Origin of the sequence: Gilliamella sp. ESL0232 (assembly GCF_013346885.1) — a bacterium.
Taxonomy (GTDB): domain Bacteria; phylum Pseudomonadota; class Gammaproteobacteria; order Enterobacterales; family Orbaceae; genus Gilliamella; species Gilliamella bombi.
The window spans coordinates 190,627-205,086 of record NZ_JAAEDW010000004.1 but is presented as its reverse complement, the minus strand read 5'-3'; the positions used below and the strand labels follow the sequence as shown (position 1 = coordinate 205,086).

At 33.6% G+C, this 14,460-nt stretch carries 17 protein-coding genes; 7 read left to right on the top strand and 10 right to left on the bottom strand.

What is annotated here, in order from left to right; genetic code table 11:
- Positions 1-49 precede the first annotated feature (49 nt).
- Complete coding sequence (gene argA, locus GYW75_RS06360; RefSeq protein WP_174798811.1) at positions 50-1,378, top strand: amino-acid N-acetyltransferase; 1,329 nt, start codon at positions 50-52, stop codon at positions 1,376-1,378.
- An 82-nt stretch (positions 1,379-1,460) separates the two neighbouring features.
- Here the strand turns inward: argA and GYW75_RS06355 are convergent, their stop codons facing one another.
- The 9 genes from GYW75_RS06355 to GYW75_RS06315 all read right to left on the bottom strand — a co-directional run bounded on the left by GYW75_RS06355 (position 1,461) and on the right by GYW75_RS06315 (position 8,663).
- Positions 1,461-2,432 (bottom strand): sugar-binding transcriptional regulator, encoded by a 972-nt coding sequence (locus GYW75_RS06355; RefSeq protein WP_065605625.1) that lies wholly within the window; start codon positions 2,430-2,432, stop codon positions 1,461-1,463.
- Between the two features lie 119 nt (positions 2,433-2,551).
- A complete protein-coding gene (locus GYW75_RS06350) occupies positions 2,552-3,796 on the bottom strand; it encodes a zinc-binding dehydrogenase (protein ID WP_174798810.1) in 1,245 nt (414 codons plus the stop codon).
- Positions 3,797-3,919: 123 nt separating this feature from the next.
- Complete coding sequence (locus tag GYW75_RS06345) at positions 3,920-4,750, bottom strand: mannose/fructose/sorbose PTS transporter subunit IID (RefSeq protein ID WP_174798809.1); 831 nt, start codon at positions 4,748-4,750, stop codon at positions 3,920-3,922.
- 16 nt (positions 4,751-4,766) lie between these two features.
- Entirely contained in the window at positions 4,767-5,585 is an 819-nt protein-coding gene (locus tag GYW75_RS06340) for a PTS mannose/fructose/sorbose transporter subunit IIC (RefSeq protein ID WP_174798808.1), read from the bottom strand.
- A gap of 42 nt (positions 5,586-5,627) precedes the next feature.
- A complete protein-coding gene (locus GYW75_RS06335; RefSeq protein WP_174798807.1) occupies positions 5,628-6,101 on the bottom strand; it encodes a mannose/fructose/sorbose PTS transporter subunit IIB in 474 nt (157 codons plus the stop codon).
- On the bottom strand, positions 6,102-6,521 hold the full coding sequence (locus tag GYW75_RS06330) for a PTS sugar transporter subunit IIA (RefSeq protein WP_174798806.1): 420 nt from the start codon (positions 6,519-6,521) through the stop codon (positions 6,102-6,104). It lies immediately after the preceding gene.
- A gap of 261 nt (positions 6,522-6,782) precedes the next feature.
- A complete protein-coding gene (mutH, locus tag GYW75_RS06325) occupies positions 6,783-7,442 on the bottom strand; it encodes a DNA mismatch repair endonuclease MutH (RefSeq protein WP_174798805.1) in 660 nt (219 codons plus the stop codon).
- A 75-nt stretch (positions 7,443-7,517) separates the two neighbouring features.
- Positions 7,518-8,066: an NADPH-dependent FMN reductase gene (locus tag GYW75_RS06320; RefSeq protein ID WP_085165180.1), complete on the bottom strand. Its 549-nt coding sequence runs from the start codon at positions 8,064-8,066 to the stop codon at positions 7,518-7,520.
- A 60-nt stretch (positions 8,067-8,126) separates the two neighbouring features.
- A complete protein-coding gene (locus GYW75_RS06315; protein ID WP_034913453.1) occupies positions 8,127-8,663 on the bottom strand; it encodes a Dps family protein in 537 nt (178 codons plus the stop codon).
- 274 nt (positions 8,664-8,937) lie between these two features.
- On the opposite strand from GYW75_RS06315, the gene srlA reads away from it, so the two are divergent.
- The 6 genes from srlA to srlR all read left to right on the top strand — a co-directional run bounded on the left by srlA (position 8,938) and on the right by srlR (position 13,068).
- Complete coding sequence (gene srlA / locus GYW75_RS06310) at positions 8,938-9,486, top strand: PTS glucitol/sorbitol transporter subunit IIC (RefSeq protein ID WP_034913455.1); 549 nt, start codon at positions 8,938-8,940, stop codon at positions 9,484-9,486.
- A gap of 21 nt (positions 9,487-9,507) precedes the next feature.
- Complete coding sequence (srlE, locus tag GYW75_RS06305; RefSeq protein ID WP_174798804.1) at positions 9,508-10,494, top strand: PTS glucitol/sorbitol transporter subunit IIB; 987 nt, start codon at positions 9,508-9,510, stop codon at positions 10,492-10,494.
- Between the two features lie 96 nt (positions 10,495-10,590).
- A complete protein-coding gene (locus GYW75_RS06300) occupies positions 10,591-10,959 on the top strand; it encodes a PTS glucitol/sorbitol transporter subunit IIA (protein ID WP_065590281.1) in 369 nt (122 codons plus the stop codon).
- A gap of 12 nt (positions 10,960-10,971) precedes the next feature.
- On the top strand, positions 10,972-11,751 hold the full coding sequence (gene srlD, locus GYW75_RS06295) for a sorbitol-6-phosphate dehydrogenase (protein ID WP_174798803.1): 780 nt from the start codon (positions 10,972-10,974) through the stop codon (positions 11,749-11,751).
- Between the two features lie 76 nt (positions 11,752-11,827).
- Positions 11,828-12,187, top strand: a complete 360-nt coding sequence (gene gutM, locus GYW75_RS06290) for a transcriptional regulator GutM (RefSeq protein WP_174798802.1) — start codon at positions 11,828-11,830, stop codon at positions 12,185-12,187.
- Between the two features lie 98 nt (positions 12,188-12,285).
- Positions 12,286-13,068 carry a glucitol operon DNA-binding transcriptional repressor SrlR gene (gene srlR / locus GYW75_RS06285; RefSeq protein ID WP_065590284.1) on the top strand — a complete coding sequence of 261 codons (783 nt, stop codon included), beginning with the start codon at positions 12,286-12,288 and terminating at the stop codon, positions 13,066-13,068.
- Positions 13,069-13,204: 136 nt separating this feature from the next.
- Here the strand turns inward: srlR and serA are convergent, their stop codons facing one another.
- Positions 13,205-14,446, bottom strand: coding sequence for a phosphoglycerate dehydrogenase (gene serA, locus GYW75_RS06280; protein ID WP_174798801.1), 1,242 nt, complete (start codon positions 14,444-14,446; stop codon positions 13,205-13,207).
- Positions 14,447-14,460: the final 14 nt, after the last annotated feature.

Genomic DNA, 14,460 nt, shown 5'->3' with positions numbered 1-14,460 from the left:
AAAAATACACAAAAAGTGAATAAGTATTCAGTTTGAGGTGGTTGTGAAAATGAAAGAACGTACAACTGAGTTAGTTGATGGCTTAAGACATTCAGTACCTTATATTAATGCACATCATGGTAAAACATTTGTAATTTTGCTCACAGGCGCAGTGTTAAAAAGTAATAATTATTCGAGTATTATCAGTGATATTGGTTTACTTTATAGTCTTGGTATTAAACTTGTTATTGTTAATGGTGCTCGCAATCAGATTGATGAATCTTTAAAAAATCATAATATCACACCTAAATATTATAAAAATACGCGTATTACCGATGCAACAACACTAGACATCATTAAACAAGTTACAGGTTCATTACAACTCAATATTACCGCAAGTTTATCAATGAGTTTAAATAATACTCCATTACAAGGAGCTCATATCAGTGTTGTAAGTGGTAATTTTGTGATTGCACAACCTTTAGGGGTAGATAATGGGATTGATTATTGTCATACAGGTAAAATCCGTCGTATAAACAACGAGGCTATAGCTGAACAACTAGATCGTGGATCAATTGTGTTACTAGGCCCTGTTGGCGTTTCGGTTACTGGTGAAAGTTTCAATTTAGCATCTGAGGATGTTGCAACCGAAGTTGCTATTCGCTTAAAAGCGGATAAATTAATCAGTTTTTGCGCAGAACAAGGAGTACTAGATGAAAAGGGGCGTGTTATTACCGACCTTTATCCTGTTGATGCGGATAATTATGTCAACAAAAAAGAGCAGCAAGGTAAACCTTTATCTAGTGAAGCACGTTTTTTACGTGCAGCATCTAAAGCATGCCGTAGTGGGGTCAGACGAAGCCATTTGGTAAGTTATTTGGTTGATGGCTCAATTTTACAAGAATTATTTTCGCGTGATGGGATTGGAACACAAGTAGCGATGGAACATTCTGAACAAGTGCGTTTAGCAACTATTAACGATATTGGAGGAATTCTAGAACTCATACGTCCACTTGAAGAACAAGGTATTTTGGTTAAACGTTCACGTGAGCAGTTAGAAATGGAGATAGATAAATTTACCATTATTGAACGTGATAATATGACAATTGGTTGTGCAGCACTTTATCCATATCCTGAAGAAAAAATGGGAGAAATGGCCTGTGTAGCTATTCATCCTGATTATCGCAATTCATCTCGAGGAGATGACTTAATTGAAAAGTTAACAGAAAAAGCAATCCAGTTAGGGCTCGAAAAAATATTTGTTTTAACTACACGTAGTATTCATTGGTTTAGAGAAAAAGGTTTTAACCCTGCAGAAGTTGATGATTTACCGATTAAAAAGAAAAAACTTTATAATTATCAAAGGAATTCTAAAATTTTAATGCTTGATATTCTTTAGATTTTTATAAGATTAAGTCTTATAGATGGTAATATTGTTTTCTAGTAACGAATATTATTTGCTAATCTTTTAGTTGAAAAAATTAGTTAATTAATTGAGTGGCCATTTCATCACTAATTACTAATATATCAATATAATTTGCATTTAATGCTGCTTTTAAACTATTGATTTTTTCGGAGTCACCACTTGCACATATTTTTAGTGGAATTTTTTTTAGATTATCTAAAGTTACTCCAATAATTTGATTACAAAATGGTGTTTTTAATTCTGTTCCTTTATTATCGAAAAAGCGAGATAGAATATCACCTACAATTTTTTTATTAGCAATTGCTTGAAATAATTCTCCATAAAAACCGTACCATATAGAACTTTTGGAGATAGCAGGGCAACCGATGCTAAAAAGCGCTACGGTAATCTTACTCCACCAATCCTTTAATTCTTTCATATGTTGAGTTTTTTCAATTTCTAATTTCAATTGTTCAGTATCAACAATAGCAGGGTAATCAATAAGTATAGCTTGACTGTTTAATTTATTGGAAAGTTTATATGCAATATTATTAACATGATATTTTGTTTCAATTTTTCCTGATGGCCCACCAATCATCGGTACGATAATTGTATTATTAAACTGAGTATTATCATTTTTTAAACTACTAACAATATAATTAATTGTGCGCCCCCATGAAATACCAATGATATCGTCATCATGAATATTCTTAATTAATACATTTGCAGCGACATTGCAGACAATTTGATTCTTGCTGTCATTATCGATATTTTGATTAACAGGTACAACAATAACTTGTTTTAAATTAAATTTATTAAGAATTTTTTCTTCTAATGCAATATTGGGCAGTAAATCATAATTAATTGAGATAGAAACAATGCCTAGTTCACGTATAACTTTTAGCATTCGACTAATGCTTGATCTGTGTATATTGACGATTTTAGCTATTTCAGATTGAGTTTTATTTTCTTCATAATAGAGTTGAGCTATTTTTATTAATAATTTGTGTTGCTCAAAATCGTAGTTACCAACGTTATTATTGATCATGGCTATTTTATTTTATCAGTCATTGTTATTAAAAATTACTATTTGTTTTTAAGAATATCAAGATGCCATTGATAATAGCTCTTATTATGGCATCTTGATGTCGTTAAAGTATATCAAAATTAAGACTCAATATCAGGAAAATCATTTAATACTAAATCTTCGGCTTCTTTTGACCAAATACCATGACTTTTATTTAATATTTTCTTTAATGCTACATCATCAGCACTATCTGTTAGAGATTCTAAACTTTTAAGTCCAAACCGTTTGTGAGTGTAGACTAGTTTTTTTCCACCTTTAATTTTATCTTGTAATTGAGTTATTTCGCAGGCTTGATCAATTCCCATTATATGTGAAACAATCTTAGCAACATCAACCTTGCCTGACTCAATTAGTTTAACAGCTAAGCGCATGTCATCAGTATTTCCTCCTGATGTTCCTACAATATGTGTAAAATTATAATGTACATTATAAAAATTAATTTCTGCTTCAAAATTTTTATCTTGGGGGCCTGCAAAGAAATTTAGACAACCGTCAAATGCCAATAATTGTGATGCTAAATGAATTAACTCTTTTGATGGTAAAAAAATAAAGATATCATCAAAACTATTTTTTGAAGCTTTGCTTTTCAATAGAGACAATTGATCTTTATTATCAGATATATCAACAAATTCAAGTTCAACTCCATTGCGTGATTGGTATAATGTTTTCAGATGTGCTATTTTTTCTTTATTTCGCCCTGTGACAACCACTTTATTCGGTTTGATTGGCCCATTTAAAGCATAGTCTATTGCAAGCATCCCCATAGGACCTGTTCCCCCTAATATGAGCAATTCTCCATTAGGTTTTATCCCCATAATATGATCATAACTATTTGGTTTTAAATGATAGTTAGCATTAAAAGCACCAATGATACAGGATAAAGGTTCGATTAAAGCTCCTTCAAAATAAGTTTTTCCATCATAAGGAATTAAACAATCTTGCTTTAATACGTCGTGATTAACTATCATGTAGGTTGCACATCCACCTGTATTCGAATAAGAGTAACCAACACAATAAGGGCTATTAGCTAGCTGTAAATTAGCTTGTATGACATATTTTTGACCTTCTTTAAATTTATATTGCCAATTTTTACCTACTTGCAAAATATCACCGCAACACTCATGCCCAATAATGATTGGATTGTTTTTTAAATCTGGTGGTGTTTTTTTATGGTTTTCTCCTTGATTTACTAGTTTTAGTGAAGACATGCACATACTGTCAACAATAACAGATACCAACACTTCATCGTCAGTGATTGGTGGAAGTTCAAAAGATTCTAATTGAAGATCATTTTTCCCATATAATCTAACGGCTTGAGTTTTCATATATTCCTCTTTAATAAATTAAATTTGATACAAATTTATACTCAATATTGCTTACCCAGTTATACTGATAGTTGTAAGAAGAAATATTTATAACAAATTGTTTTAATGTTTTTTGTTTGCGTTTTAAGCGAGAATACCTAACCCATAACCAATAATACCTACAGCAAATAAAGCAAAAATTAAGATAATTGGGCTGACCTTTTTTCTGAGTAATTTCATCATTAACAATGTTAAAGCTAGCGGGAGTAAACCAGGTACGAGATCGTTGAGTATACCTTGTACTGTCATAATGATTTCATTACCATTTGTATCGGTAGTTTTAGATACCACTAAAGGTACATTTATTGAGGTCCATTTTGTCACCAATACTCCCATAATAAATAAACCAAGAATGGAAGCACCTTCTGTCAGTTTAGGCAAGATAATACCCGAAAGATCTTTAACAATACCTATTCCTTTTGATAATCCATAGGTTAAACCATACCATTTCATGGCAAGTCTGACTAAATTAAACAAAATAAAAAATAATAATGGACCTGCAATATTACCTGTGAGAGCTAAAGATGCACCAAGTGCCGCAGTGATAGGGCGCAATGTTCCCCATACAAGAGGATCGCCTACTCCAGCTAAAGGACCCATTAATCCAATTTTGAGGCTATTAATTGTTCCATCATTAATTGGTGCGCCATTTGCTTTTGCTTCTTCCATCGCTATGGTGACACCAAGCACAGGGCCACACATTGCAGGGGTTGTGTTGAAAAAGGATAAATGTCTTTTTAATGCTTGGCGTTGTTCATCTTTTGTATGATATACTCGTCTAATTGTTGGAATCATATCTACACAAAAAGCAAGTGCATGGATACGTTCATAATTAAAAGAAGCTTGTTGAAAATTAGAACGAATAAATGTGCTAATCACATCTTTTTTCTGAACGGTTTTTAACATCTCTTTCATAATAAAATTCCTATAATTAATCATCTAACTCATCATCAGTGATTATTTGATTGGTATTTGCTGTCGAATTTATAAATTTGTCATTGTTTTTTATTACATTAAACTTTGGATTTAATTGAACATAAATAATGGCAAAAATAACTCCTAAAATACCAAATGAAAGTAAACTAAAATTTAAATATCCACCTAAGACAAAACCCAAATAGAAAAATGGTGCTAAATATTTAACAATCATCATGTTTAATACCATTGCATAACCAACTACAACGATAAATCCACCAGCTACTGAAAGACCACCAGTGACAATATCTGGTAACATATTTAATAAAGATTGTACGGTGTTTGCGTCAACGTAAATTGCAACAAGCGTAGCTGGGATAGATACTCTTAATGCTTGCACAAAAAGCGCACTAAAATGAAGTAACTCGATTTTCCGAAATTGAACCTTTTCTGCTGCTTTATCGGCTTCATGCTGAAATATAACTGTAATAGTTCTTGCAAAAACAGTTAATATTTGTCCTGCTGCTGCAACAGGAAGAGCTATAGCTATTCCTGTTTGGATATCTTGCCTTCCGATAACAACTAATATAGTTGAAATTACACTAGCCAATGCTGAATCTGGAGATTGGGCTGCCCCTATATTCATCCAACCCAATGCTATGAGTTCAAGTGTACCGCCTAAAATGATACCTGTTTTTACATCACCTAATATTAAGCCTACTACGGTACATGCAATTAATGGACGATGTGTTTGAAATTCATCAAGTACACTTCCCATCCCTGCTATGCACGAGAAAATAAAAATGAACATGATTTGAAGTATTGAAATATCCATGTTTCCCTCCTGCTAATTATTATGTTAGTACGGATAACCCTGCTAAAGCATTTTAATAAAATCAATATCAGGATCGGTAATAACAACTTTTAAACATAAGTTGATGCCCATCTCATGCAATTTTTTAAATGAAGATATATCATTTTCATCAACAGAAACGGCTTTGGTAATTTGTTTTTTTCCCTCTTTAAACGACATTCCTCCAATATTAACCTCTTTAATGGGGACACCTGCATTGACTAATCGTAAAACATCGGTTGGGTTTGTAAAAAGATAAAAAACAGTGTCATTTTCGTATTTAGGATTTTTGTAGACTGCTGCGGCCTTATTAATACTTATCACTGAAACTTTAATTCCTGGTGGAGCCGCTTGTTTAACTAGTGTTGAACGTATTTCATCATTAGCAACTTCATCACTGACGATGATAATTCTTTCAGCCTTGGCTTCTTTTGTCCAAACGGTAGTAACTTGACCATGAATCAATCTATCATCAATACGAACTAAATTTATGATCATTTATAATTCCTCCCTTGTAGGTTCATTTTTATATAACAATTTGAAAGATTTAATAAAATTTAACTTAGTTTCGTTTAATTGTTCAAATACGTTTTCAATATTGATAACAGAGAAATCAAGATTTAATAGCTCTAAGCAAAGAGGTAGAGATAATCCAGTAATTACTTCGATATTACCTAATTGCATTGCTAGAATGGTGGCTGCGTTATAAGGGCTACCTGAAAATATATCAGTGATGATGATGAACTGTTTCGATTCTGATTGGTTAATAATTTTTAGATATTTGCCTTTTAGACTATCAATACTATCCCCTGGTTCAAAAGTTATAGTATGTAAATTAGGGTATTGTCCTGCAATCATCTCAATGCTATTTTTCATTTCATATGCAATTTTTCCGTGTCCAGCCAAAATAATATTCATTTAACACCTCTCACAAATTCTCTTTATTAGTCACAAATGTTTATTTGAGTTTAAATTTACATTCACATATTCTCAAAGTAAATCACTAATGTGAATAATAGTGATGTAGATTGGATTTTTTGTGAAAATAAGCGGAAAGATGTTCTTTATTTTTAAAAGGAATTGTGAACTATTGTCAAGAATTTTAATATTTAAAGAAGATTTGGTATAAAAAAATATATAATTAATATGTTTTGGTTATGATCAAAGCGATTAACAAATTTAAGCTTGTAAAATTTGCATTGTAAATGTTTTTTTTAAGTAAAACCCACGTGGTCGAGTTAAAATAATATCACCATTTTCACCAATTGCTTCCGTAAGAGCTTGCCCATTGGCTGCTTTAGGCCTAATTTGTAAATAAGTACCATATCGAGCAGTAATTTTTTCAACATGCCCTAGTGCTATCATATCCATTAACTCTTCCCAGTCTTGTTTGAGCTGTTGCTCTTGTTCTTTAGTTGGTGTCCACATAATAGGTTTTCCAACTTTTCTATCTGCGAGAGGAATAGTTCTTTCACCTTCTATCGGAATCCAAAGCACTTTTGCAAGTTTATATCTAACATGGCTTGTCTCCCAAATAACACCATGATTAGCCATTAACGGTGTGACACTAACGAAGGTTGTTTCAAGTGGTTTACCGTGTTTATCAACAGGAATAGTTTTAAGCTCTATACCAAGATTAGCAAAATCTTGCTCAGCTTTACTACCAGCATTTGCTCCTAAAAAAGTTTCAATAAGATTGCCTACCCAACCCTTTTGTTTATTTAGATTATTCGGTATAGGTATGTTTAAGTATTGTGCTATCTCGCCAAAAGTAAAACCTGCTGCTAACTGAGCTCGTTGCAATAATTCTTGTTCACTATTAGGAAAAAATATAGGCATGGCAAAAATAGTTAACTTACTTGTTAAGAAAACACAGTCAATTATATTGACTGTGAATCTTAAAATAAAGAGTTATTAGCTTAACTTTTCAACCCAACTTGCATAGCTATTAATAATAAGGATTAAGAATTCTTTACTTTTTTCAGTAATATTACCACTTTCATCAAAAGCAGAAGCTACATTACCAATATAAGCTTCAGGCTGTTGTAATGTCGGCATATCAAGAAATACTAATGATTGACGAAGTTGATGGTTAGCGCCAAACCCACCAATTGCACCTTGTGAAACGGAAACAATTGCAGCGGCTTTTTTAGACCAAATGCTCTTACCATAAGGACGAGAACCAATATCTATTGCATTTTTGATAACAGCAGGAACTCCACGATTATATTCTGGTGTCACAAAAATAACACCCTGACAATCGGCTACTTCTTTGCGGAAACGAGTATAAGAGGCAGGAGGGGTATCATTATCAATATCTTCATTATATAAAGGTAAATCGCCAATTTGAATAATTTGTAATGAAAGTGATGGTGGTGCAATTTTTTGAAAAACTTTTGCTACTTTTAAGTTATAAGAGTCTTTGCGCAAACTTCCTACCAGTACAGCAATTTTTTTACTCATCTTAAATCTCCACTTTTTTATAAGAGGTATTTTTAACACCTCTTAAATTAATAGTATTTGTTAATGTCCTGATGAGTCGACTTTTCGGCCTGCTTCAAATAAGAACCATGCACGTTGTTCTGTTTGATCGATCCACTCTTCAATTAAACTGGCAGTAGCGGTATCATTGTATTTATCACAAATATCATGTGCAACACGCATACGTTCTGTTAGTTTTACATTATCTTGGCATAGCTCGGCAAGCATATCTGATGGTTCAACGAAATCTGCATCATTATCAGAAATACTCTGTAATTTAGCAATGTGACCAATTGAGCGTAGAGTTGTGCCACCTAACTTACGGACACGTTCCGCAATCGGATCTGTCATTGCAAATAGCTCTTCACCTTGATCATCTAGCATTAAGTGGTAATCACGGAAATGAGGGCCACTAACATGCCAATGAAAGTTTTTAGTTTTTAAATATAAAGCAAATACATCTGCTAAAACAGAATTCATTGCTCCAGAAATATCTTTTGATGCCTTTTGTCCTAAATCAGTAGGAAACAAAATAGCTGATTGTTGTAGTTTTTTAGCAGAAGCCGTACTTTTAGCCATGATATATTCTCCTTTAAATTGAATAATAAATACCCGTATTGACAAAATTACGCCAACTTAATGTTAATGTCCAATAAAAAACGTTAATTTTTTACTATCATTGCTATTTCAGTAACCTATGGTTTTTTTATTTCTTTCTTCTTTCTTATTTTTATTTATCTGAAACAATATATTTCAAAATAAAAGAAAATATTTCAAAATGTGATTTAGTTAAAAGTTTTTATATTTCAAAGTTGATAGCATTAATGCGAAATTTAACTCAATAGGAGACAATATGATTGATGCTATTTCATTTGGTGCCGAATGGTTTATTGGTTTATTCCAAGAAGGCGGCAAGGTATTTGTGGGTATGGTAACAAGTATATTACCATTATTAATTTCATTACTCGTTGTGATGAACGCAGTGATTAAATTTATTGGGCAAGAACGTATTGAACGTTTAGCGCAAGCTTGTGCGGGCAATCCTGTTTCTCGATATCTATTATTACCACTTATCGGAACTTTCGTATTTTGTAATCCAATGACATTAAGCCTAGGTCGTTTTATGCCAGAGTTTTACAAACCGAGTTATTATGCAGCTTCATCTTATAGTTGCCATTCAATGAATGGACTCTTTCCACACGTTAACCCTGGTGAACTTTTTGTTTATTTGGGAATAGCTGCTGGTTTAACTACCCTAAATTTACCTTTAGGTCCTCTTGCTGTGAGTTATTTCCTTGTTGGTTTAGGTACTAACTTCTTTAGGGGGTGGATTACTGACTTTTGTACTGCCATTTTTGAAAGAAAAATGGGCATCAAGTTAGAAAGAAAAGTTCATCTATAATAAAAATAAGGAATATAAAAAATGGCAAAATTTATCCACATTGAAAAAGGCGAAGCAGGTTGGGGTGGACCTTTGGAACTTCCAGTTATTGCTGGTAAAAAAATTGTTTATATTGCAGCAGGTACTCGTCCAGCCATAGTTGACACTTTAGTTGATCTAACAGGTTGGGAAGCTATTGATGGTTTTAAAGATGGTGAGCCGCCTAAAGATGAAATTGGCGTTGCTGTGATTGATTGTGGAGGAACATTACGTTGTGGAATTTATCCAAAAAATCGTATACCAACTATCAATATTCATGCCACAGGTAAATCAGGCCCTCTGGCTCAATATATTGTTGAAGATATTTATGTTTCTGCGGTAAAACCTCACAATATCAAACTAATAGAAAAAGAAGGCGATGTTGTAAGCGAACCAGCAACAAACGATAAATCGTCTGAATTTAAAGATTATGACAGCAGCAAAAAAATTACTGAACAAAGCGATGGTTTGTTAGCAAGAATTGGTATCGGTATGGGTTCTGGCGTTGCTGTCTTCTTCCAAGCTGGCCGAGATACAATTGACACTGTACTGAAAACAATACTTCCTTTTATGGCGTTTGTATCGGCACTAATTGGTATCATCATTGCATCTGGATTGGGTAACTTTATTGCGCATGGGCTAGTACCACTGGCAAACAATCCGCTTGGATTGGTTATTTTAGCCTTAATTTGTTCATTTCCATTACTTTCCCCATTCTTAGGTCCTGGTGCGGTTATTGCTCAAGTTATTGGGACATTAGTTGGTGTTCAAATTGGACTTGGTAATATTCCACCGCATTTAGCATTGCCAGCATTGTTTGCCATTAATGCACAAGCAGCATGCGACTTTATTCCGGTTGGTTTATCACTTGCTGAAGCTAAACAAGATACAGTTCGAGTAGGGGTACCATCGGTGTTAGTTAGCCGCTTTTTAACCGGTGCGCCAACAGTATTAGTTGCATGGGCGGTATCGTTATTTATCTATCAATAGATTGTCTAAAAAATGGGATGGTTCCATCCCATTTTAAACTAACGTTAAAAATAAAAAGCTTGGATTAAGTGAAAGCAAGAAATAAGAAGGTTAATGATGTCAAATATTATCTATCAATCAAAAATTAGTCAAATTGGTGAGTTTGCTCAAGATGCATTAACTGATGGTATGTTAATCCTGTTTAAAACTGGAGCACCAGCAGATTTAGCGGATTATTGTTTTGTGCATAGTCATGATGATTTAAAACAAGATTTACAAGTTGGGCAGACCATTTATCTAGGTAAACAGAGTTACAAAATTACCGCGGTGGGTGATGTTGCTAGTGTTAATTTCCGTGAATTAGGTCATATCACATTAAAATTTGATAGTAATAATCAAGCCGAATTACCAGGAACCATTCATATAGAAGGCGAAACTCCAAGTCAGCTTTTTGTGGGTGATGAAATTAGAATTGTAAATGATTAAGGAACATAAAAAATGAAACAAGTAGCAGTTGTTATAGGTGGCGGACAAACTCTTGGTGAATTCTTATGTAAAGGTATCGCTGATGCTGGATACAAAGTTGCCGTTGCAGATTTGAATGCCGCTAATGCAAACAAAGTTGCAGATGAAATAAATCAAAAACATGGCGCTAGCACGGCAAAAGGCTTTGTTGTTGATGCAACCAAAGAAGATAGTGTCATCAAGTTAGCACAAGACGTTGAAGCTACATTTAAACATGCTGACTTATTAGTCTACAGTGCAGGAATTGCACGTGCAGCTCCAATTACCAGTTTTGCATTAAGTGATTTTCAATTATCGGTTGATGTCAACTTAACTGGTTATTTCTTATGTGCGCGTGAATTTGCAAAATTAATGGTAAAACATAATACCGCTGGTCGTATTATCCAAATCAATTCGAAATCTGGAAAAGTGGGTAGCAAACATAATTCAGGATACAGCGCAGCCAAATTTGGTGGGGTAGGGTTAACACAATCACTTGCCCTAGATCTTGCTGATTGTGGTATTACTGTAAACTCATTAATGTTAGGTAACTTATTAAAATCCCCTATGTTCCAATCGTTAATACCACAGTATGCTAAAAAATTAGGTATTCCTGAAAACCAAGTGGAACAAGTTTATATTGATAAAGTTCCCTTAAAACGAGGTTGTGATTATCAAGATGTACTTGACGTATTGCTATTTTATGCAAGTGATAAAGCATCATATTGCACAGGGCAATCAATCAACATTACTGGTGGACAAGTGATGTTCTAGTTAAAATAAAGTGCGAAAGTTAATTTAAACTTATCGCACTTTTTATTCTAGCTTAAAAAATGGAAAAATATTAAATATGACGACTACTCTAATTGCTATAGCGCTTATTGCTTGGTGTATTCAAATTATTTTTAGTTGGTTTCAAATTCGTCGTTTCAATAAAGCGTTTCTAGCTTTAAAAAAAGGTTGCTACTTAGGTGTTGGTCGTAGTAAAAGTAAACGATTTAGACCAAGAGTATTAATCGCAATTTCATTAGATGAAAATAAAGTTGTGATTGATTCTATTATAATGAAAGGGATCACGGTATTTGCATTGCCTAAATCTATTTCCCAGCTCCATGGCTTATCTGTATCAGAAATAATCCCTGAAAAAATATTTCCAAACGACGTAATATCACAAAGTGCGTTGATTGTTGCCTTAACAGCAAAAAATTAATAATTATCTTTTATTTTGAAAAGTAATTTCTTTCATTATAAAGTATAATGGTTTGCAAAATAAAATTTCCTATATACTAATAATGATGGAATCATAATATGAAAGTAAGGCAACGACAAACAGCTATTTTAGAATACTTGCAAAATAATGGGCAAGTTAGTATTGATGAATTAGTTGAGTATTTCAAAACGACTGGAACTACAATTCGTAAAGATCTCACTCAACTCAGCCAAAGTGGTCTAGTTTTACGTACTTACGGCGGCGCCATGTTAAACCGTGAAATTGGTGATAGAGCTATTGATCATAAAACTTATATTAACATTGCATCTAAAAAATCAATTGCATGCGAAGCAGTTAAATTGATCCACGAAGGTGACTCAATTATTTTTGACTCTGGAAGTACTGTTGCTCAGATGATTCCTATACTGACAAGTTTCAATAATTTGACTATTATGACTAACAGCTTACACATTGTAAATGAACTTGTTGCACATAATAATGATCATACTATTATCTTATCAGGTGGCACTTTTCGCCGTAAATCGGCCTCTTTTCACAGTAACAGTGCATCAACTGCGGCCATATTTGAATCTTACACTTTTGATAAACTATTTATGGGGGCCGATGGGATTGATTTAGTAGGGGGCGTGACAACATTTAATGAAAGCTATCACGGCAGTGTTGCCATGAGTAAAGCTGCGGCAAAATTAATATTATTAGCTGACTCAACCAAGTTTGGCAGGCGTAGTCCTAATGTTGTGTGTGACTTAAATGCTGTTGATACCATCATCACCGACAATAAATTAGATGACAAATATTATGAAGCACTCATACAACGAGGCATCAAAGTCATTAAAGTAGACGTAATTGATAAAGAATAAAAAATAGCATTGTTTAAATGTTGCATTAGCGGGAATCTATTTGAGTGATGCAAATTATTAACAAAACAAATTTAATTTACTCAAAATTAAAAACCCGCTAAAGCTGAGTGGCTAACAAGCGTACCGACTTATCACCTTAAAATAACAATCTAGCACGAATTGTTCCTGGCACGTTTTTCAGTTTAGATAACAACTCTTCAGCCTTACTTTGTTTAACTCTATCGATATCAATAACAACATAACCAATCTGAGGATCAGTTTGTAAATATTGTGCTGAAATATTAAGCCCTTGTTCAGCGAATAACGTATTGATAGCAGTTAGAACACCAGGTTGGTTACGATGAATATTAATAAAACGACTAGAGCCTTTAGCTGGAATAGGTAAAGAGGCTTCAGGAAAATTAACTGCTGAAAGTGTTGCACCAGTATCAGAATATTTAGCTAGTTTACTTGCGACCTCAATCCCAATATTTTCTTGTGCTTCGCTAGTTGAACCACCGATATGCGGAGTAATAATTACATTATCAAATTGACATAATGGAGATTCAAAAGGGTCGTTGTTACTAGCAGGTTCTGTTGGAAAAACATCAATAGCTGCCCCACTGAGTTTTTTGGCTTTCAAAGCTTTAGTTAAAGCCTCAAGATCGATAACTTTACCGCGTGAAGCATTGATTAAAATTGCGTCTTGTTTCATTGCATCAATTTCGTTATCACTAATCATTTTGATGGTTGTTGGATTTTCTGGCACATGCATTGAAACAATATCGCTTATTGCTAGTAATTCTTTCATTGTTGAAACTTGTTTAGCATTACCTAAAGGTAGTTTTGTTTCAATATCATAAAAATAAACATTCATCCCTAACGATTCAGCCAAAATACTTAGTTGGCTACCAATATGCCCATAACCAATAATACCCAAATTTTTACCACGAGCTTCGTGTGAACCTGTCGCAATCTTATTCCATTTTCCTCGGTGTGCTTTAGCATTTGCATCTGGTACTCGACGAAGTAATAATATTGCTTCGGCTAATACTAGTTCTGCTACAGATCGCGTATTTGAAAATGGTGCATTAAAAACAGGAATCCCTTTTACTGTCGCTGCATCAAGATCAACTTGGTTGGTACCTATACAAAAACAGCCAATGCCAGCAAGTTTAGGTGCAGAATCGATAATGTCCTTAGTTAATTGTGTTCTTGACCGGATCCCAATAAACCGGACATCTTTCAGAGCTTGCTTAAGTTCTTCAGGCGATAATGCGCTTTTATGATATTCAATATTGGTAAAGCCGGCGGATTTTAATATTTCAATTGCGCTAGGATGAACTCCCTCAAGTAATAAAAACTTATTTTCATCTTTGGTTAAAGTTTGAATAACCATTATTTCCTCTCTTT

What these genes read in the sequence shown, in the direction of transcription:
- argA (WP_174798811.1), top strand. Translation starts at nt 50, where the DNA reads ATGAAAGAACGTACAACTGAGTTAGTTGATGGCTTAAGACATTCAGTA.
- GYW75_RS06355 (WP_065605625.1), bottom strand. Translation starts at nt 2,432, where the DNA reads ATGATCAATAATAACGTTGGTAACTACGATTTTGAGCAACACAAATTA.
- GYW75_RS06350 (WP_174798810.1), bottom strand. Translation starts at nt 3,796, where the DNA reads ATGAAAACTCAAGCCGTTAGATTATATGGGAAAAATGATCTTCAATTA.
- GYW75_RS06345 (WP_174798809.1), bottom strand. Translation starts at nt 4,750, where the DNA reads ATGAAAGAGATGTTAAAAACCGTTCAGAAAAAAGATGTGATTAGCACA.
- GYW75_RS06340 (WP_174798808.1), bottom strand. Translation starts at nt 5,585, where the DNA reads ATGGATATTTCAATACTTCAAATCATGTTCATTTTTATTTTCTCGTGC.
- GYW75_RS06335 (WP_174798807.1), bottom strand. Translation starts at nt 6,101, where the DNA reads ATGATCATAAATTTAGTTCGTATTGATGATAGATTGATTCATGGTCAA.
- GYW75_RS06330 (WP_174798806.1), bottom strand. Translation starts at nt 6,521, where the DNA reads ATGAATATTATTTTGGCTGGACACGGAAAAATTGCATATGAAATGAAA.
- mutH (WP_174798805.1), bottom strand. Translation starts at nt 7,442, where the DNA reads ATGCCTATATTTTTTCCTAATAGTGAACAAGAATTATTGCAACGAGCT.
- GYW75_RS06320 (WP_085165180.1), bottom strand. Translation starts at nt 8,066, where the DNA reads ATGAGTAAAAAAATTGCTGTACTGGTAGGAAGTTTGCGCAAAGACTCT.
- GYW75_RS06315 (WP_034913453.1), bottom strand. Translation starts at nt 8,663, where the DNA reads ATGGCTAAAAGTACGGCTTCTGCTAAAAAACTACAACAATCAGCTATT.
- srlA (WP_034913455.1), top strand. Translation starts at nt 8,938, where the DNA reads ATGATTGATGCTATTTCATTTGGTGCCGAATGGTTTATTGGTTTATTC.
- srlE (WP_174798804.1), top strand. Translation starts at nt 9,508, where the DNA reads ATGGCAAAATTTATCCACATTGAAAAAGGCGAAGCAGGTTGGGGTGGA.
- GYW75_RS06300 (WP_065590281.1), top strand. Translation starts at nt 10,591, where the DNA reads ATGTCAAATATTATCTATCAATCAAAAATTAGTCAAATTGGTGAGTTT.
- srlD (WP_174798803.1), top strand. Translation starts at nt 10,972, where the DNA reads ATGAAACAAGTAGCAGTTGTTATAGGTGGCGGACAAACTCTTGGTGAA.
- gutM (WP_174798802.1), top strand. Translation starts at nt 11,828, where the DNA reads ATGACGACTACTCTAATTGCTATAGCGCTTATTGCTTGGTGTATTCAA.
- srlR (WP_065590284.1), top strand. Translation starts at nt 12,286, where the DNA reads ATGAAAGTAAGGCAACGACAAACAGCTATTTTAGAATACTTGCAAAAT.
- serA (WP_174798801.1), bottom strand. Translation starts at nt 14,446, where the DNA reads ATGGTTATTCAAACTTTAACCAAAGATGAAAATAAGTTTTTATTACTT.